The sequence below is a fragment of the Paraburkholderia sp. IMGN_8 genome, assembly GCF_038050405.1.
Lineage (GTDB): Bacteria > Pseudomonadota > Gammaproteobacteria > Burkholderiales > Burkholderiaceae > Paraburkholderia.
This window is the reverse complement of the sequence record NZ_CP150901.1, coordinates 1,444,056-1,458,993: the sequence shown is the minus strand read 5'-3', so window position 1 is coordinate 1,458,993 and position 14,938 is coordinate 1,444,056. Positions and strand designations below refer to the sequence as shown.

The 14,938-nt window shown below is 55.7% G+C and carries 7 protein-coding genes and 2 pseudogenes; 7 read left to right on the top strand and 2 right to left on the bottom strand.

The window, feature by feature from the left end:
* Positions 1 to 336: 336 nt before the first annotated feature.
* Positions 337 to 1,269, bottom strand: a complete 933-nt coding sequence (locus tag WN982_RS27815; RefSeq protein ID WP_341318795.1) for a hypothetical protein — start codon at positions 1,267 to 1,269, stop codon at positions 337 to 339.
* A 1,834-nt stretch (positions 1,270 to 3,103) separates the two neighbouring features.
* Here WN982_RS27815 and WN982_RS27810 point away from each other — a divergent pair.
* A complete protein-coding gene (locus WN982_RS27810; RefSeq protein WP_341318794.1) occupies positions 3,104 to 4,054 on the top strand; it encodes a YecA family protein in 951 nt (316 codons plus the stop codon).
* A gap of 2,104 nt (positions 4,055 to 6,158) precedes the next feature.
* Positions 6,159 to 7,991: a phosphodiesterase gene (locus WN982_RS27805; RefSeq protein ID WP_341318793.1), complete on the top strand. Its 1,833-nt coding sequence runs from the start codon at positions 6,159 to 6,161 to the stop codon at positions 7,989 to 7,991.
* A gap of 203 nt (positions 7,992 to 8,194) precedes the next feature.
* Here WN982_RS27805 and WN982_RS27800 read toward each other — a convergent pair whose 3' ends face one another.
* A complete protein-coding gene (locus WN982_RS27800) occupies positions 8,195 to 9,091 on the bottom strand; it encodes a LysR family transcriptional regulator (RefSeq protein WP_341318792.1) in 897 nt (298 codons plus the stop codon).
* 390 nt (positions 9,092 to 9,481) lie between these two features.
* On the opposite strand from WN982_RS27800, the gene WN982_RS27795 reads away from it, so the two are divergent.
* The 5 genes and pseudogenes from WN982_RS27795 to WN982_RS27775 form a co-directional block, all read left to right on the top strand.
* On the top strand, positions 9,482 to 11,770 hold the full coding sequence (locus tag WN982_RS27795) for an NADP-dependent malic enzyme (protein ID WP_341318791.1): 2,289 nt from the start codon (positions 9,482 to 9,484) through the stop codon (positions 11,768 to 11,770).
* A 579-nt stretch (positions 11,771 to 12,349) separates the two neighbouring features.
* Positions 12,350 to 12,883: a hypothetical protein gene (locus tag WN982_RS27790; protein ID WP_341318790.1), complete on the top strand. Its 534-nt coding sequence runs from the start codon at positions 12,350 to 12,352 to the stop codon at positions 12,881 to 12,883.
* Between the two features lie 357 nt (positions 12,884 to 13,240).
* Positions 13,241 to 13,450: pseudogene (locus WN982_RS27785) on the top strand (GntR family transcriptional regulator); the annotation flags it as partial.
* A 102-nt stretch (positions 13,451 to 13,552) separates the two neighbouring features.
* Entirely contained in the window at positions 13,553 to 14,650 is a 1,098-nt protein-coding gene (locus WN982_RS27780) for a PLP-dependent aminotransferase family protein (RefSeq protein WP_341319608.1), read from the top strand.
* Between the two features lie 42 nt (positions 14,651 to 14,692).
* Positions 14,693 to 14,919: pseudogene (locus tag WN982_RS27775) on the top strand (IS66 family transposase zinc-finger binding domain-containing protein); the annotation flags it as partial.
* Positions 14,920 to 14,938: the final 19 nt, after the last annotated feature.

Genomic DNA, 14,938 nt, shown 5'->3' with positions numbered 1-14,938 from the left:
GCCTCAGCCTCAAGAACTTCCTTTTGAGATCTGAATCGAAGTCGGCCGAACCAGGCCTCTCCGACTCGGTTGCCGCAGCGCCTACGAAGGATCAGTGGGACGGCCAGCACGTACCCATCGCAGGACGTTCCGCCTCGCTAGGGAACACGCACCAAGTGCCGTCATCGTGCCGAAAGAAAAAGAGCGCGAGTGTGTCCGTCGATCGTGCCAACTCGACTCGTATGTAGCGCCTCCGGTTCGACGGCGAACGGCTGAACTCAGCAACTCGCAATGGCATCGCCGGGTTCGGCGAAAGCCATTTTTCGATCACCGAACGTAAAGATCCAGTTCCCGTATTCATCTGCTTCTCCCGAAAACCTCTTCGCCCCAATTTTCACTTTGACCTCGTCGCATCGCATAGGCGCTTAGCCGCCATATGCCATGACACCTTCGGTGCCTGCGCAGCACACGTCCGGACGGCTCGTATCGACGGATCTCATCGTGAATTCGTGGATTGATCTCGGCGCCCTGCACGTGCTCCAAAAAAAATGCCGCGGCGACTGCAACAGGTAGCGCCCGCAAGGCGTGCGCGACATATCGGAGCCGGTGCTGAGGTCGTGTACGTCGCGGGGCTGGTCCAGGCGCCAGATGTCGTTCAACTTCGATTGAGGTCAATGCGATATCCGTGATTGCCTGACGGCGCACTACCTGAAAGGCTACGCAAACAGTCTTTAGGTAACACTCGGCAGACCTGTCCAGCACAGCGCCGAATTCGTCATAGACGCACCGATGCGAGTCGGCCGCTTCGGTGTCGCCGACAGCTATGCAGAAGCTGAAATCCGGGTGCGACGTAACGCTATGGGACAGACTCATCTCGACGAACGCCCCACGTACGAGACCTGGAAATGCGCTGCGCCCTTCACTGAGGGGGCTGGCCTCCACGATGTCAATCAGCCCACGTTCGAATGAGTCGAGTCGCTTGCTGAGTACCAGTTCGCAGACCACCGTGCGGCCTCGACGTACATCGCTCCGATCGCTAGTCGGTGCCATACTTTTACGCGTTGACTCGCCGTTGCGCGCTATCGAAGAGATCGTGAACAGCGCTGGCAAAATCGACTGGCGAACCGATACCCCAAGGGTGACCGGTCGGAGGAACTCGATGAACTCGCGCAGGTGCTCGACATAGTCCTCAAGGACGAAGCTGTCGTTGGCAAGCGGCACCTTGCGAGCAACGTGCCAATAGGTCATGCAGGCAACCAATTCACCAAGTACTTCGTAAGACGTGGGCATTTCAGCACCTCCGTGACCCCGTCTATCGCCGCTCATTTCTAGCAGTCGATCTGTGTAGTATTCCTGGGCGCCTAGCAGCACAGTCTGTGCATTGTTATTTCTTCAGAGACACCACAGAGAGCCACCGGCGCCTCAAACCGCTCCCAGTTCGAGGCAGCGTTGTCGACGCTCGGCACCCACACGTTGTTCGGCTGTTGAATGCATCTAGACCCACAACTTCATGCGCCGACGCCTCTTCCGACAATGACCTGCCACATCGGTATATGGCCTATGCCACCCACCATCCAACCAAACGATCGATCTTGATGCATTTATATGTACATTGTATGAATTTCTGTAGGGATGGAAAGGATGGTTAACCCTCACCTCCTCAAGACTTCAGATGTGAATGAGAGCCGGCAGGATTGCGGACAAAGGAATCGCCGACATCCGTTTTGGCAAACACGCGCACGCGCGCTCCATCAAACGCTTAGCCGGCGGAATACTTCCCCTCGCCTCAATGGCTTGCGCTTTGACGGCCACGGCCGCGACGCGCTGGATTCAGAATGACGTAGCAGACGCCATCGTCGCAGCAATCTGCAACGAAACCGGGGCCCGAATGGAAATTGCGAGCGCCCTTCTGCCACCTGGCGCATTCCCCGCGAGTCTTGAAGACCCTCACCTCTAGCTAGCCAATCATGGCGCCGGGACACGTGCGGAGTTCACCGCCCGACTGCGTCCGCCGGGGATTGGCGGCGCTGGCAGCGATGCCTTCGCGTTGCCCCCCACCCGCAACCGCACTCCTTGATCTGGGCGCACCAGCCTTCCAGCCAGAACTGCGCAGGAGACCGCAGATCGCTCTCGACCCTGTCACTTCATTTGCCCTTGATTCGGGATATGCGTCTCGGCAATCCGTCTAATCCTTGCTGCCACGCTGGCCTGCCCCTTCAACCACGGCGGAATTGACCCTTGGGAAACGGAACGCTGAGGGTTAACTCTCCCTTGAATTCATACATTTTACATATATAAGTATTACGTGGATGGCGATATCGATGTTATGCCGACGCTGATATGGATAGCACGACTGTGTCGATCAACAAGAGACCCTAGGCATAGCCGGTTGAAGACAGGTCATCGGCCGACTAAGGATGTCGCAATGAACAGATCCACTATCTTGGCCTCGGGAAAACGAAGGACTCGTTCGACGATGAAGAGCTTGATTCCGGGTGTGGGAGGGGCGTTCAAGCGGTTGCAGTATCCGCTCGATATGCTATTGATTTGTGAGCGCTGTTGCGCTGCCGCCGCCCTTTGCCTTCGTCATCGGAAAGAGATGACGGGTGAGCCGACTATAGTGGTGGATCGCTCCGCCGCGCACTACTGGGCGGTCAAGCCTCGACCGAGGCCTGAACACGCGCTTCGCCCAGACAAACTTCAGTCAGCCACAACTGGGGGACGGACGAGACCAGTAACAAGGTCAAGAACAATTGGAACTACTTACACCGCGCAATTGATAACGCGAGAAACACGGCTGAACTCCGGTTTCTTGCTGGGCGGACTGAACTCGCCGCCCGGTGCTACTCCGAGAAGGTCCTGGAACAGAATCGCATCGGTGATACTCGACAGGATCGGCATCAATCTCGCGGCGTTGCGGGAGGGCAATATCCAGCGCGAGACGCTCTCCCCGGTCGAAGACGTCAAGCATCCGAATGATATCGCCAAGAATCGCTCGACATATCCGCCAACAGGGCCACCGGACAATCGAACGCTTCATTCCACTCGTCCAGTCGTTCACGAAATTCGCAACATGCACATCCTAGCCTGAGTCGAAGCAACGCAGAAAATAGGTTAAAGCTACATGAAGGATGCAAAAATGCTTAAGTGGTCAGCATCTACGAATTTCGTACTTACGCACTCCTTACAATTTTTTGTCAGCCAAATTGCTGGTACTGTTATGGCGCCAAAAACTCTTACCATTTTGGAAGCTTCAGCCATGTCGAAATCACTATCCAACGGGAACCGAATTTTGGCACCCTTGTCCGACGAAGACATGGATGAGCTTGATCAATTTCTGATGTCTGATCTGACATCGGACGAAACATTGATGCTCGATAGTCTAGAGGGGTATTTGACCGCTATCTCAATCGGGCCAACTATCCTTGAATTGAAAGACTGGTTGCCCGGCGTCTGGGGACCGGGAAAGGACAGCGCTCCCGACGTCGAAACAACGGATCAGGCGCAGCGCATCCTCGACTTGATCCTGAGGTTTTACAACGGCATTATCCTCAGACTGAGCAATCCGGATGGATTCGAACCGGTGTTCGACAAGGCCGCCTATGGCCGCGATGCGCATGAGTACATCGAAGCCGAACCGTGGGCAATTGGCTTTATGGACGGCGTCGCGCTGCGCAGGCAGAGCTGGCAGCCGCTCTTTGACGATCCTAAAGGTCGGGAATGGCTACGTCCACTCCATCTGCTCGGCGCAGCCAATCTCACATCGGAGGAGGAAACCCTGACTCGATGGCCCTATCAACGGGAAGAGCTGGCCAAAAAGATCCCGGCGAACATCTCCGCAATCTACCGCTACTGGACTGCCGCCGCAAGGCCACCCGCGCAATTCGCCTGCACGATTCAACGACCCGCCCGAAATGTCGGCCGCGATCATCACCTTTCCAAGGATAGCGATTTCACGCTAAAAAAACTGGGAATCCTTGAGAATTTTACCAATGTTACCGAGAGTCACGCCAATGGAGTTTCCAAGAAGAATTCCGTTGGAAAAAAAGAATCGCCGCTATTGAGACCTTCTTAAGAACATGAAAATGGCGTCATTGGCTGCGGTGCATTTGACGCCTATCTGGCCTGGCGCTGGCTTTCGCGCATTGACTCTTTGGGTATTCAGATTAAAGTGTGGAATGCGTCGCTCCAGTGATCTGGGTCGAAACCGAATCACGCTCAAATCCTCTTGTGCAGATGCGAACCGGGTGCGGCTGCAAGCCAGCCGTCCAGTTGTTGGCGCAGGTCCGCGGGCAAGGCTTGCGCCTGCTCCCGCAGTCCCGTCAAGGCCAGCGCACCCGTACGCGCCCTCCAAACGAGGCGCCACTTCCATGTTGATGCGGGCGGGGCTGCGTCAAGCAGGCTACGCAATCGCGTAGCCCACCGTTCGAGCGTCCCAGACCACCACTCGTGCCGGCTGGTGGGCGCCGTGTCACGCTCCAGCACGGAACGTCCGCGCTGGTTCTTGTCAATGCCGCCCGTAATTTCCCCCGGGTAAGTTTCAGGTAAAGACCATCCTCACGCTGCAGCAGGGTGAGGGTCTGGGAGAGTTCGCCGGGCTGCGTCTCGAACCAGTCGTACGACTGGACCGGCACCTCGATACGGCGCCCGCGCTGGAGCGTGGAAAGCCTTGCCCAGTAGCCGAAATGCCGGAACTTCGATCGGGCGCTTTCCTCGAACTGGGCGCTGTTGACGTTGAATTGCGGCGGCAGCCCGGCAGGGTCGGGAAGCCTGTGGATTCTGAGATGGGCATCGAACCAGCGGCGCGCGATACGTGAGGCTGTAGAAGAGATCGACGACAGACCTTTGTCTTCGTCGCTTCCGGCACGCAGCGTCTAGAGCACCTCGTTGTGTCGCGCGTTCGGAGCGCGCCACAGGCGCATCCGGTTGATCCACCACAGCTCATGACGCAGCCCCTCGTCAGCCACCACTCCCAGCGCGCGCCGATCGCGGTTGACCAGGTTGCCGGCCAGCTATCGACCTGGGCGGCCAGCGCGACCAGCAACAGGTCTTTCTGTGACGTAACAAGCCTGGTGCGGGGAAACTTCGAGCCAGGGCCACTTACGGGAGGGCGCCGTACGAACTCGCCGTGCCGGAGAAACGGACGCCAGTACCAGCGGAATGCCGCGGTAGCCGTGCGCGTCCATTCCGAGCCCAGAGCCGCGAGCGCGGCAAGCTTGCCAGGATTGACTTCCGGTGCGACTTTGAGGAGGTAACTGCGTGTAATCGACGCAGTGGCTGGCTTTCTCGGCAAGGGGTAGGCACATCGGGGACAGGGATGTGCAATCTAGGCAGCGGCTTTATACGCCGAGAGCGGTTCCACACTTTATTCTGAATAGCCCTTATTTTTGTCGTGTCATAAATGCCAGTCTTCAAACCAGACGAGCCAAAGCCACCCAGCCTCTCAATCCACACCTTGACAACACTTATAGAAATTTTGAATTGGCATCGGCACCTTCGCGCTCTCACACTGCCGTCTGTAAAGACACTGTCCGATGCGTAGTTGTAGTTCGTCCACGCATCGTCGTGCAGCTGTCTGCGCTGGTTCGCTAGTACGCATACCGCTGCCATCCATAGACGGGAGACCATAGTGGTTATTCAGAGATTCACAAGCTGGAAACCGAGTGTCTCAAATTTGTCTTTTGCACTCCGGGACGGCGAGCCGCTCCGGATGACCGCGCAGATACTCGACTGCCAGCCCAATCAATCAGGATCAGTACGACACCCGCGGGGAAGTACTTCTTCTCCAGCAACTGCCGGAATTTCGCGAAAAACAGCCTCAATAGCCTGTGTGCGATGGAATGGGTCACGCCGTCGCTTTCGTTCCTGCCATCATTTAAAGGCCCTCGATAGCTTCGCCTCGCTCATTCCTGCAATGACTGGCTCGGCGATAACACGCTAAATTTTCGACAAATTGCCTCGTATGTCGGAGCCCGCGTCAGCGGGTAAGACAGTCGTCGTAAAACGTGAAGAACATTCAGAATACTGCAAAGGTGGGTGCACGAGCCCGTCGGTCAATCGCACGAAACCACGCACCGGTCCAATACACATTCTCTAGCCGAAATCAATCACGAAAGATTCATCCATGTCAGCGTCAGATCAGACGTAAATTTGATGTCCTCCGCAAGGTTATCTTCAACATGCGCACTTTCGAGGTTTCAAGGGTTCGAAGCAATACCGTCCAAGAGGTGCTGTGCAATCGAGGATTGCGCCCCCTCTTCCAGCCGATTGTGGCTCTGCAAGATGGATCGATTGAAGGCTACGAAGGACTGATCCGTGGACCCGCGAGATCCGGCATCGAGATGCCGCACGAGCTTTTTTCCCAAGCGGCGCTTGAAGGAAGATCAGTTGAACTCGAACTTTTAGCCGCTCGTACGTGCATTGATGCTTTCACAGGACTTCAGTGTAAAGGAAAGTTATTTGTCAACTTCAGTGCAGACGCACTATGTCGAGCTGCTGATCAGGGTGACCCGCTTGCATTCATGCAAGGCACAATCCTTGAGGCAAATCGAATCGTGATCGAGTTGACAGAGAAAAGTGTGGTCTCGGACGTGGCGAGGTTCATTGAAGTCATAGACGTCATTCGATCAAGAGGCGCGTGCCTCGCACTCGATGACTACGGCACCGAGAACGCAAGCATGAGCTTGTGGCTAAAGCTGAGGCCCAATCTCGTCAAAATTGACCGTTTCTTTGTTCAAGGGATTTCGGATGATCCGTTAAAATACTCGGCTGTCAGTGCCATGCTCAGCTTTGCAACGGAAAGCCGCACGCGCTTGATTGCCGAGGGTATAGAAAGCACTAGAGACCTGACGGTCTTGAGGGACCTTGGCATAGATTGTGGCCAGGGATACCTGATCGCTCGACCTTCAGCACGACCGAGCGTCGAGATAGCGGATGAAGCAAGCCGCGTTTTGGCGGGACCACATATCTCAGTCTCCCCCGAAAGAAGGCGCGCCTCGCCGACAGGAACTCCCGCGGGAGTGTTATCTGAAAAAATGGTGGTGCACGCTCCCAGCCTTCCAACGTGCGCAAAAAATGACGAAGTGGCGCAACTGTTTGGTGAGTTACCGTACTTGCATGCTGTGGCAATAGTTGAAAATGGTAAGCCCGTTGCACTTCTAAACCGCCGGGTATTCACAGACCAGTACGCCAGACCATTTCATCGTGAATTGTTTGGCAAGCGCTCATGTCTCACGTTTGCAAATGTATCGCCTGCGATAATCGATAAATCGACGAGTCTGGACCAGATATTGCAGTTTCTATCGGGCGACGATCATCGTTACCTCGCTGATGGCTTCATCATTACGGAGAATGGCTCCTACGCCGGTCTTGGGACGGGTGAGAGTCTCGTGCGAGCGGTCACCGAGAGACGAATCGAGGTTGCGCGATACTCTAACCCTCTTACGTTTCTCCCGGGAAATGTCCCGATTAGCGCACATATCGAACGGTTACTCGATAGCGAAATGATTTTCACTGCATGCTACGTCGACTTGAACAACTTCAAACCATTTAATGACCAATATGGCTACTGGCAAGGCGACAGAGTCCTGAAATTTGCGGCCTCCGGACTCGCCGGCGCCTGCGACCCGACGTCCGATTTCCTCGGGCACGTGGGCGGTGACGATTTCCTTATTCTGTTTCGAAGTCCGGATTGGGAATCACGGATGCGTAACGCGATACGTGACTTCAACCGTAGTGCTGTCAGTTTCTATGCCGCGGAGGACCGTGACGCGGGCGGCATCAGCGGGGAGGACAGGCGTGGGAACCCATCCTTCTTTTGCTTCGTCACGATGTCAGCGGGATGTGTTGTCGTCGACCCGGAACGGTTGAATCGAAGATTGCATAGCGAGCATATCGCATCGGTTGCGGCCGTCGCTAAACGTCGGGCAAAAGCCAGTGCGAGCGGGATCGAAATTTTTGACGCAGACACGTCAGCTGCAAATTTTAACAGCCTTCAGGCGACGACCACGTAGCGACAGTCAAAAAGTTACTCAAAAATCTACGTTGGAGCAGTAGAAAATCTGGCATTCACGAAGGCAACAGTTCCGTCCACTTCAAACCAAGTTATAGAAACCGTCAGTGTCCAACATAAGCCGCACCTCTTCGCGACTCTTCTGCCCCGTCTCGCCGGACGAACGACCGGGACTATTCGCGCAGGCTGCATGTACAACCTTTTTCACGTCGGCGTAGCGCGACAAACGTTATGCACAGACTCAGCGAAGATGATATTCGCTGGTCGCTCCGGCTCACCTGCACGCGTGAAAATAGCAATGGGTGGCAGCGTCCAGTCAAATGAATAAGGAACTATTGAAACGCCAGATATGCGGGCCAATTCTTCAGCGATATCATCCGGGACGATCGATACCAATCTCTCGCTGGCAACAACGAGTTCCCCGATCAGCTTTGGAGACGGACTTTCTATGATGGGCACCGGTGGAACAAGTCCTGCCGCCAGAAAAATATCAGAAACCTGTTCGCGCATCTGTGTCTGCGGAGCGCTCAAGACCCAATCAAGCTCAGCGAGTTTCTGCCAATTCAGCGGCGTCCGCGCAAGTCTGGATGCCAAGCGCCGGCTCGCTATCAGCCGTGGATACTGCTGACGCAAGACCACGAACCTGAGACGCTCTGTGCCCAGTTTCGGGGAGGCACGGCCGATCACAACGTCCAGCGCGTGATCTTGCAACTGCTTCAGAAGCAAATCATTGGCACCCTCATGGACAGAGAAAGCCAGTTCTCGTCCGGCCTGCGAGGGGGTCTGGCGAATGGCCTTCGAAAGCATCTCGCCTGAAACATACGGAGTAACGCCGATATGCACCTTCGGAGCGTGTCCCGATGCGATCACCTCCATGTCACACACCAGATGTTCGATATTCTGCGTTATCACTCTCGCTCTCGCGAGAACCGCTTCGCCTAGCGAGGTTGGGACCATTCCGCGCGTGGTCCGCTCGAACAACGGTGAGCCAAACATACTCTCCAGATCAGCGAGAGCGTTGGTCACCGCTGGTTGGCTGCTTGCTACGCGCTCGGCTGCACGAGTCAGGGAGCCAACCTCTTCTATCTCGAGCAGCAACATCAAATGACGCATTTTGAGGCGTGTGCCAAGCCTTCTGGCAATCCCGACTGAGTCGAATAACGCCATCTAACAGAACGCTTATCAGAAAAAGATGATAGCTCCATACTAAATCAAAATGCCGCGCCTGTCGCGCATCCATAGAATCATTCTCCAGTGCAAGGTAGTTGCCCGTCTGGTTGCAATACGCTCCGAGCTTGCTCTGGAAGCACGAAATCCGGTCTCTTCTCAGTCAAGTATCGCTTCCTGATGACTTCGGATAACCATCTACCGCTGAAGGTCGCGAGGCTGCAGCAACCAGACCGGCCGAAATTTAACCGCGGCCTCAGAGCATCGCGCAAATCCCGCGAATCTTTTAGAAATGACGGCCGCTCCCCACGATAAGGAATGGACATGAACAAGACCGATAGACAGGCGGCGTTGGACTATCACGAGTTTCCGGTTCCCGGAAAGATATCAGTCACTGCAAGCAAGCCGTTAGCGTCGCAGCGAGATCTCGGGTTGGCGTACACGCCTGGGGTGGCAGCCGCCTGCGAAGAAATCGTAGCAAATCCACTCAATGCCTTTCGCTACACCGGCAGAGGAAACCTTGTAGGCGTGGTGAGCAACGGGACTGCAGTCTTGGGACTCGGCAACATCGGAGCGTTGGCATCCAAACCAGTAATGGAAGGCAAAGCGGTATTGTTCAAAAAGTTCGCCGGTATCGATGTTTTCGATATCGAGATCAACGAAACAGACCCGGACAAGCTCGTCACCATTATTGCCGGTCTCGAGGCCACCTTTGGTGGTATCAACCTTGAGGACATCAAGGCGCCCGAATGCTTCCTCGTGGAGCGAAAGCTGCGAGAGCGCATGAAGATACCTGTCTTCCACGACGATCAACACGGCACCGCGATTACCGTATCTGCCGCATTGATTAACGGCCTGAAAGTGGTCGGCAAAGATATTTCTGCAGTAAAGGTAGTGACTTCCGGCGCCGGAGCCGCAGCCCTGGCATGCCTTGAACTTATGATTGCGCTTGGTTTGCCCCGAAGAAATATATGGGTAACAGATATCGAAGGCGTCGTCTATCAAGGTCGAACAACTTTGATGGACCCGGACAAGGCGCTCTTCGCGCAGGAGACTCAGGCTCGACGGTTGAATGAAGTCATCGACGGCGCCGATGTATTTCTGGGCCTATCGGTTGGCGGCGTGCTCAAGCCTGAAATGGTTGCGAGTATGGCATCACGCCCCTTGATTCTCGCCCTCGCGAATCCAACTCCTGAGATTTTGCCTGAGATTGTGCGGTCCGTTCGTGATGATGCGGTCGTCGCAACCGGGCGCTCGGACTACCCCAATCAGGTTAACAACGTGCTCTGCTTCCCTTACATCTTTAGGGGCGCTCTAGACGTCGGCGCCACGGCGATCACACGAGAGATGGAGTTGGCGGCAGTGCATGCGATCGCGGCCCTTGCTGAAGACGAGCAAAGTGAGGTTGTTGCAGCCGCCTATGGCACCTACGACATTTCCTTCGGCCCCGATTACTTTATCCCGAAGCCATTTGACCCGCGCCTGATTGCACGAATTGCCCCGGCCGTCGCCAAGGCCGCCATGGATTGTGGCGTAGCCACTCGGCCTCTGCCAGACATGGAGAGCTATGCTGAGCAGTTGCAACAGTTCGTCTATCATTCAGGTGCGTTCATGAGGCCGTTGTTTGCAGCGGCGCGGCTGCAAGTTCGAAGTGGTGGCAAATCCAGAATTGTCTTCACGGAGGGAGAGGACGAACGGGTTTTGCGAGCGGTGCAGGTCATCGTCGATGAGAATCTTGCACGCCCGATTCTCGTCGGACGTCCTGAGGTACTGCTTTCGCGGATCCAGAAATGCGGGCTACGAATAAAACTCGGGCAAGACGTCGAGGTAACCAATCCCGAGCACGATGAGCGATTTCGTCAATACTGGACGACGTATTGGGAAATCATGTGCCGTGACGGAATCACGAAGGAAATGGCACGGGTCGAGATGCGGCGCCGTTTGACCCTGATCGGGGCGATGATGGTGCGGCTGGGTGATGCTGACGGAATGATCTGCGGCACAGTCGGGGCGTATCATGATCATCTCCGATTCGTCGACCAGGTCATCGGCAAAAAGGCGGAATCTCAGACCTACGCGGCGATGAACATCCTCCTGCTTGATGGACGCACCTTGGCCCTCGTGGATACACACGTCAACGACGATCCAACAGCCGAACAGATCGCTGAGTTCACGATAGCCGCAGCTGAAAATATGCGGCGCCTGAACCTGGTGCCCAAAGCGGCTTTATTGTCTCGCTCAAATTTCGGTTCGGGTGGCGCAGCATCTGGAACCAAGATGCGACGGGCTCTAGAACTGATTATTCGGCACGCGTCTGACCTGGAGGTTGACGGCGAAATGCACGGAGACTGCGCGCTCGACGAAGCTTTGCGTTCACGCGTTTTGCCTACCCCGCGCTTGAAAGGCGCCGCCAATCTCTTGGTCTGCCCCAATGCTGATGCCGGCAACATAGCGTACAACTTGCTGAAGACAGTAGCCGGAGGCAATGTTGCAGTTGGACCATTCCTCCTCGGCGTCAATGCGCCCGTGCATATTCTGACATCCAGCGCGACAGTCCGTCGCATCATTAACATGGCTGCGTTGACCGTGATCGACGCTAACCGCCAGTCCTGACCACCTTAGACGGAGAACTGGGAGACATATTGTCCCGGTTCTCCACCTCGCGCTGTATTGCACCGTTCTCTTCAATGTGCACAAATCTGCTCATGTAGATTGTTTTCGCAGGACAACGGGTTGTCGCTGCTAAGTGGCACGACGTTGTCGCCGCGACCGAGGGGTGCGAGCCATTGCTCGCGCACCATACCTCTGTACACCGCATGAACGCTACGCCAGGCAGTCACACGTAATTGCCTGCTTCTGCAGCTCGCGCGCGTGTCTTTCAGTCGGAGGCGGAGAGCCCGGATAGTGTTCTGCATGTAACGGTACCTTGTTTCTCCGTGTAGGCATACCCGAGGATAGAAAGAATGCATAAGCTCGCAAGCCAGAAAACTGATATAAGAATGCAAGTCACCGTCAGCGTACGCGTATGGTTTCGTGCTCCCTCCAGTTGCAAATGGAGAGTGGTAGCAATGCTTTTGCCAAGCCGACCAGCCAGGTAGATCTACTGAAGTGCACCATTGTCACATTGATGTGTCGCTGTACTCCATTGCACATGGTTCTTGCGTTCCATTTTACTTAAACGCCCTGTAAAACATGGCCGGACTTATCCCGTTTTATCGAAATGTAGATGTCGTGCGCGCACGCCAAAACAAGTCTTTGCTACTTCCACTACCGCGCGTGGAAGCTGACAAACTCTCTTTGTCGGTGCACGCCGCGCTTGATGCGTTGCGAAGAGGTCGTGGCAACGCGAGTGCTGTCAAGACGCTGATGGGCGCAACAATACTTACAGGACTTTTAGCCGAATCGGGCTACGAAACAACAATCTTCGAGCAATTGGAAACCGCCGACCAAGGGATTAAGACGATATTTAACCGCGGCCGCGAGACCGGCACGTGGCTTCTCGAACCGGAGACATTCACGCAATTTGCGCAGATCGTAACAACGTACGATCAACAACTACGAAAGGCACCAGTGTGGGAACTCGTTGACGCCAACGAGACGCTTGCCCTCGTTCAGAAAGGCCAGCCGTTGCATCAAAAAAAGAAAAGCAAGCGAAAGCACAGGATAGACGCTGCCGGCACTTCTTTCGGAAGTTCAGTCGGCGGTTCAAGTCACTCAAGACTTTGATACCTGTGAAGCTGGACTCAGCGCGGTACGTCTCGAGCGGCCCATCCTAAGTCTCCAGCTGTTCTGCCTGATTATCCTGGGAAACACGGGCGCAACAGACCGTCTCCCCGGCAAGCTCATCTGCGCCTGTATGGCTCGCGCGTAACGTATCGTGACGGTAACGGGTCTCTCTGACAGTTCGTCTCAAGGACGCCAGTCCATACAAGGTGCCAGCGCCGCATGTACGGACACTCACATCCAGTTGCTCTGCCGCCTCGTTGCCTTTAAGGCTCGGATCATACACGTCGAACATGTATGGATTTATTTGGAAATTCAGGCAATACTATCGGCTTGTCACACTGCACGCTGCGTTGAAATATGGCCCTCAAACGGAAGAAACCTCCTGTTAACAAAGGAATGGATTGGGTTACGCCGTTGTCGCCCGACGGCGGCCCCCGATACCTACAAATCGCAGACCTGTTAGAGCAAGCGATCTCGGAAGGAACGCTCCATCCAGGCGATCGACTTCCTCCGCAGCGACTCCTAGCGGAGGCCCTCGGCGTCGACCTGACTACTGTTACACGTGGCTATGATGAAGCACGTCTACGCCGCCTATTGGAAGCTTACGGCCACCGCGGTACGTACGTGAGCGCACCGCCAGGGGAGCTGACGCAATGGGTCGACCTGAGCATGAACATCCCTCCGGCTCCAACACAGGTGGATCTGTCAACGCTCCTTAAGCAGGGGTTATCGCACCTGGCGACGCGTTCCGATGTCAATCTATTGATGACGTATCACATAGGTGGCGGAAGCCCAACCGATCGGTTGGCCGCGGCTCAATGGCTCTCGCCGATGTTCGAGTCAGTCGAAACTTCAAGGATAGTGATCTGCCCAGGAGCACAGGCGGCTCTTGCCGCTGCCATTCTCACATTGACTCAACCCGGTGATACAGTTCTCACGGAGTCACTCGTTTACCCCGGCCTGCGCACTGCAGTCCAACAACTGGGAAGACGTATAGAGCCAGTCTCTGGAGATGAAGCTGGCATGCAGCCCGATGCACTCGAACGCACCTGTCGTGAGCACGGGGCTCGACTGATCTATATCAACCCAACGTTACAAAACCCCTCCGCACGCACAATCCCCATTGATCGAAGGCGGGATCTTGTTGCGGCGGCGGCTCGGGCAGACGCGAAAATCATCGAGGACGATCCTTACTGGTTGTTCGCCGACAACGCTCCCGCGCCTTTGGCAACTCTCGCACCGGACAGGGTTTTCTACATTTCGACTCTTTCCAAGTGCTTGTCGCCTGGTCTGCGCACGGCGTTTGTCGTTCTACCTGATCCGGCGATAGAAGACCGCTTTCTCTCCGCGATGCGGTCATTTGCGCTCATGGCTATGCCGTTAGCTACGGCGCTAGTTACCCTCTGGATTCAGGACGGCTCCGCTCAAGCCCTGCTCGCAGGCGTTCAGGCCGAAACTCGTGCACGTCAGCAATTGGCAGCTCACATCTTTCCCAACCTAGAACGTTCGACGCGCGGCCAAGGAATTCATATCTGGCATCCTTTACCCGATCATTGGGAAGCACGCGACCTCGCACGGGCCGCACGCGCCGACGGCCTTGCGGTTACGCCACCGGACGCGTTCTATCTTGGCCCGGGCAAACCTCCTAGCGCGATCCGCGTTTCACTTGGTGGCGGCCGAGATCGCAACCAGCTTTCGACAGCGCTCAGAAACCTTTCAGCGTTGCTGGCAAGTAAGCCAGCGGAGCGCACCGAGGTGGTCATCTAGAATATAGATCCACTTGACGCGCCCATCGCGACGTTCGGGTAGCCAGAGCAGATCCAACGCAAACCGCTGTCAGATCACCTGACTCGGGAGATCAGGACACATCTGCCCGACTCACCTGAGGTCTGCGCGAATGCGGTGCAGCAATGAGGCTGCTCGGCGAGGACGTCTCCGAGCAGCTCGAATTCGTGCCCGCGCGGTTCCGGCTCGTCCACCCTGTTCGGCCAAAGTTCGCCCACGCATATTGTGACCACATCGCGCAGGCTGCCGCGATCAACCAGAACCGCACAG

Coding starts and splice junctions, on each gene's coding strand:
- WN982_RS27790 (WP_341318790.1), top strand. CDS start 12,350: ATGGCCGGACTTATCCCGTTTTATCGAAATGTAGATGTCGTGCGCGCA.
- WN982_RS27780 (WP_341319608.1), top strand. CDS start 13,553: ATGAACATCCCTCCGGCTCCAACACAGGTGGATCTGTCAACGCTCCTT.
- WN982_RS27800 (WP_341318792.1), bottom strand. CDS start 9,091: ATGTTGCTGCTCGAGATAGAAGAGGTTGGCTCCCTGACTCGTGCAGCC.
- WN982_RS27810 (WP_341318794.1), top strand. CDS start 3,104: ATGAAGGATGCAAAAATGCTTAAGTGGTCAGCATCTACGAATTTCGTA.
- WN982_RS27805 (WP_341318793.1), top strand. CDS start 6,159: ATGCGCACTTTCGAGGTTTCAAGGGTTCGAAGCAATACCGTCCAAGAG.
- WN982_RS27815 (WP_341318795.1), bottom strand. CDS start 1,269: ATGCCCACGTCTTACGAAGTACTTGGTGAATTGGTTGCCTGCATGACC.
- WN982_RS27795 (WP_341318791.1), top strand. CDS start 9,482: ATGAACAAGACCGATAGACAGGCGGCGTTGGACTATCACGAGTTTCCG.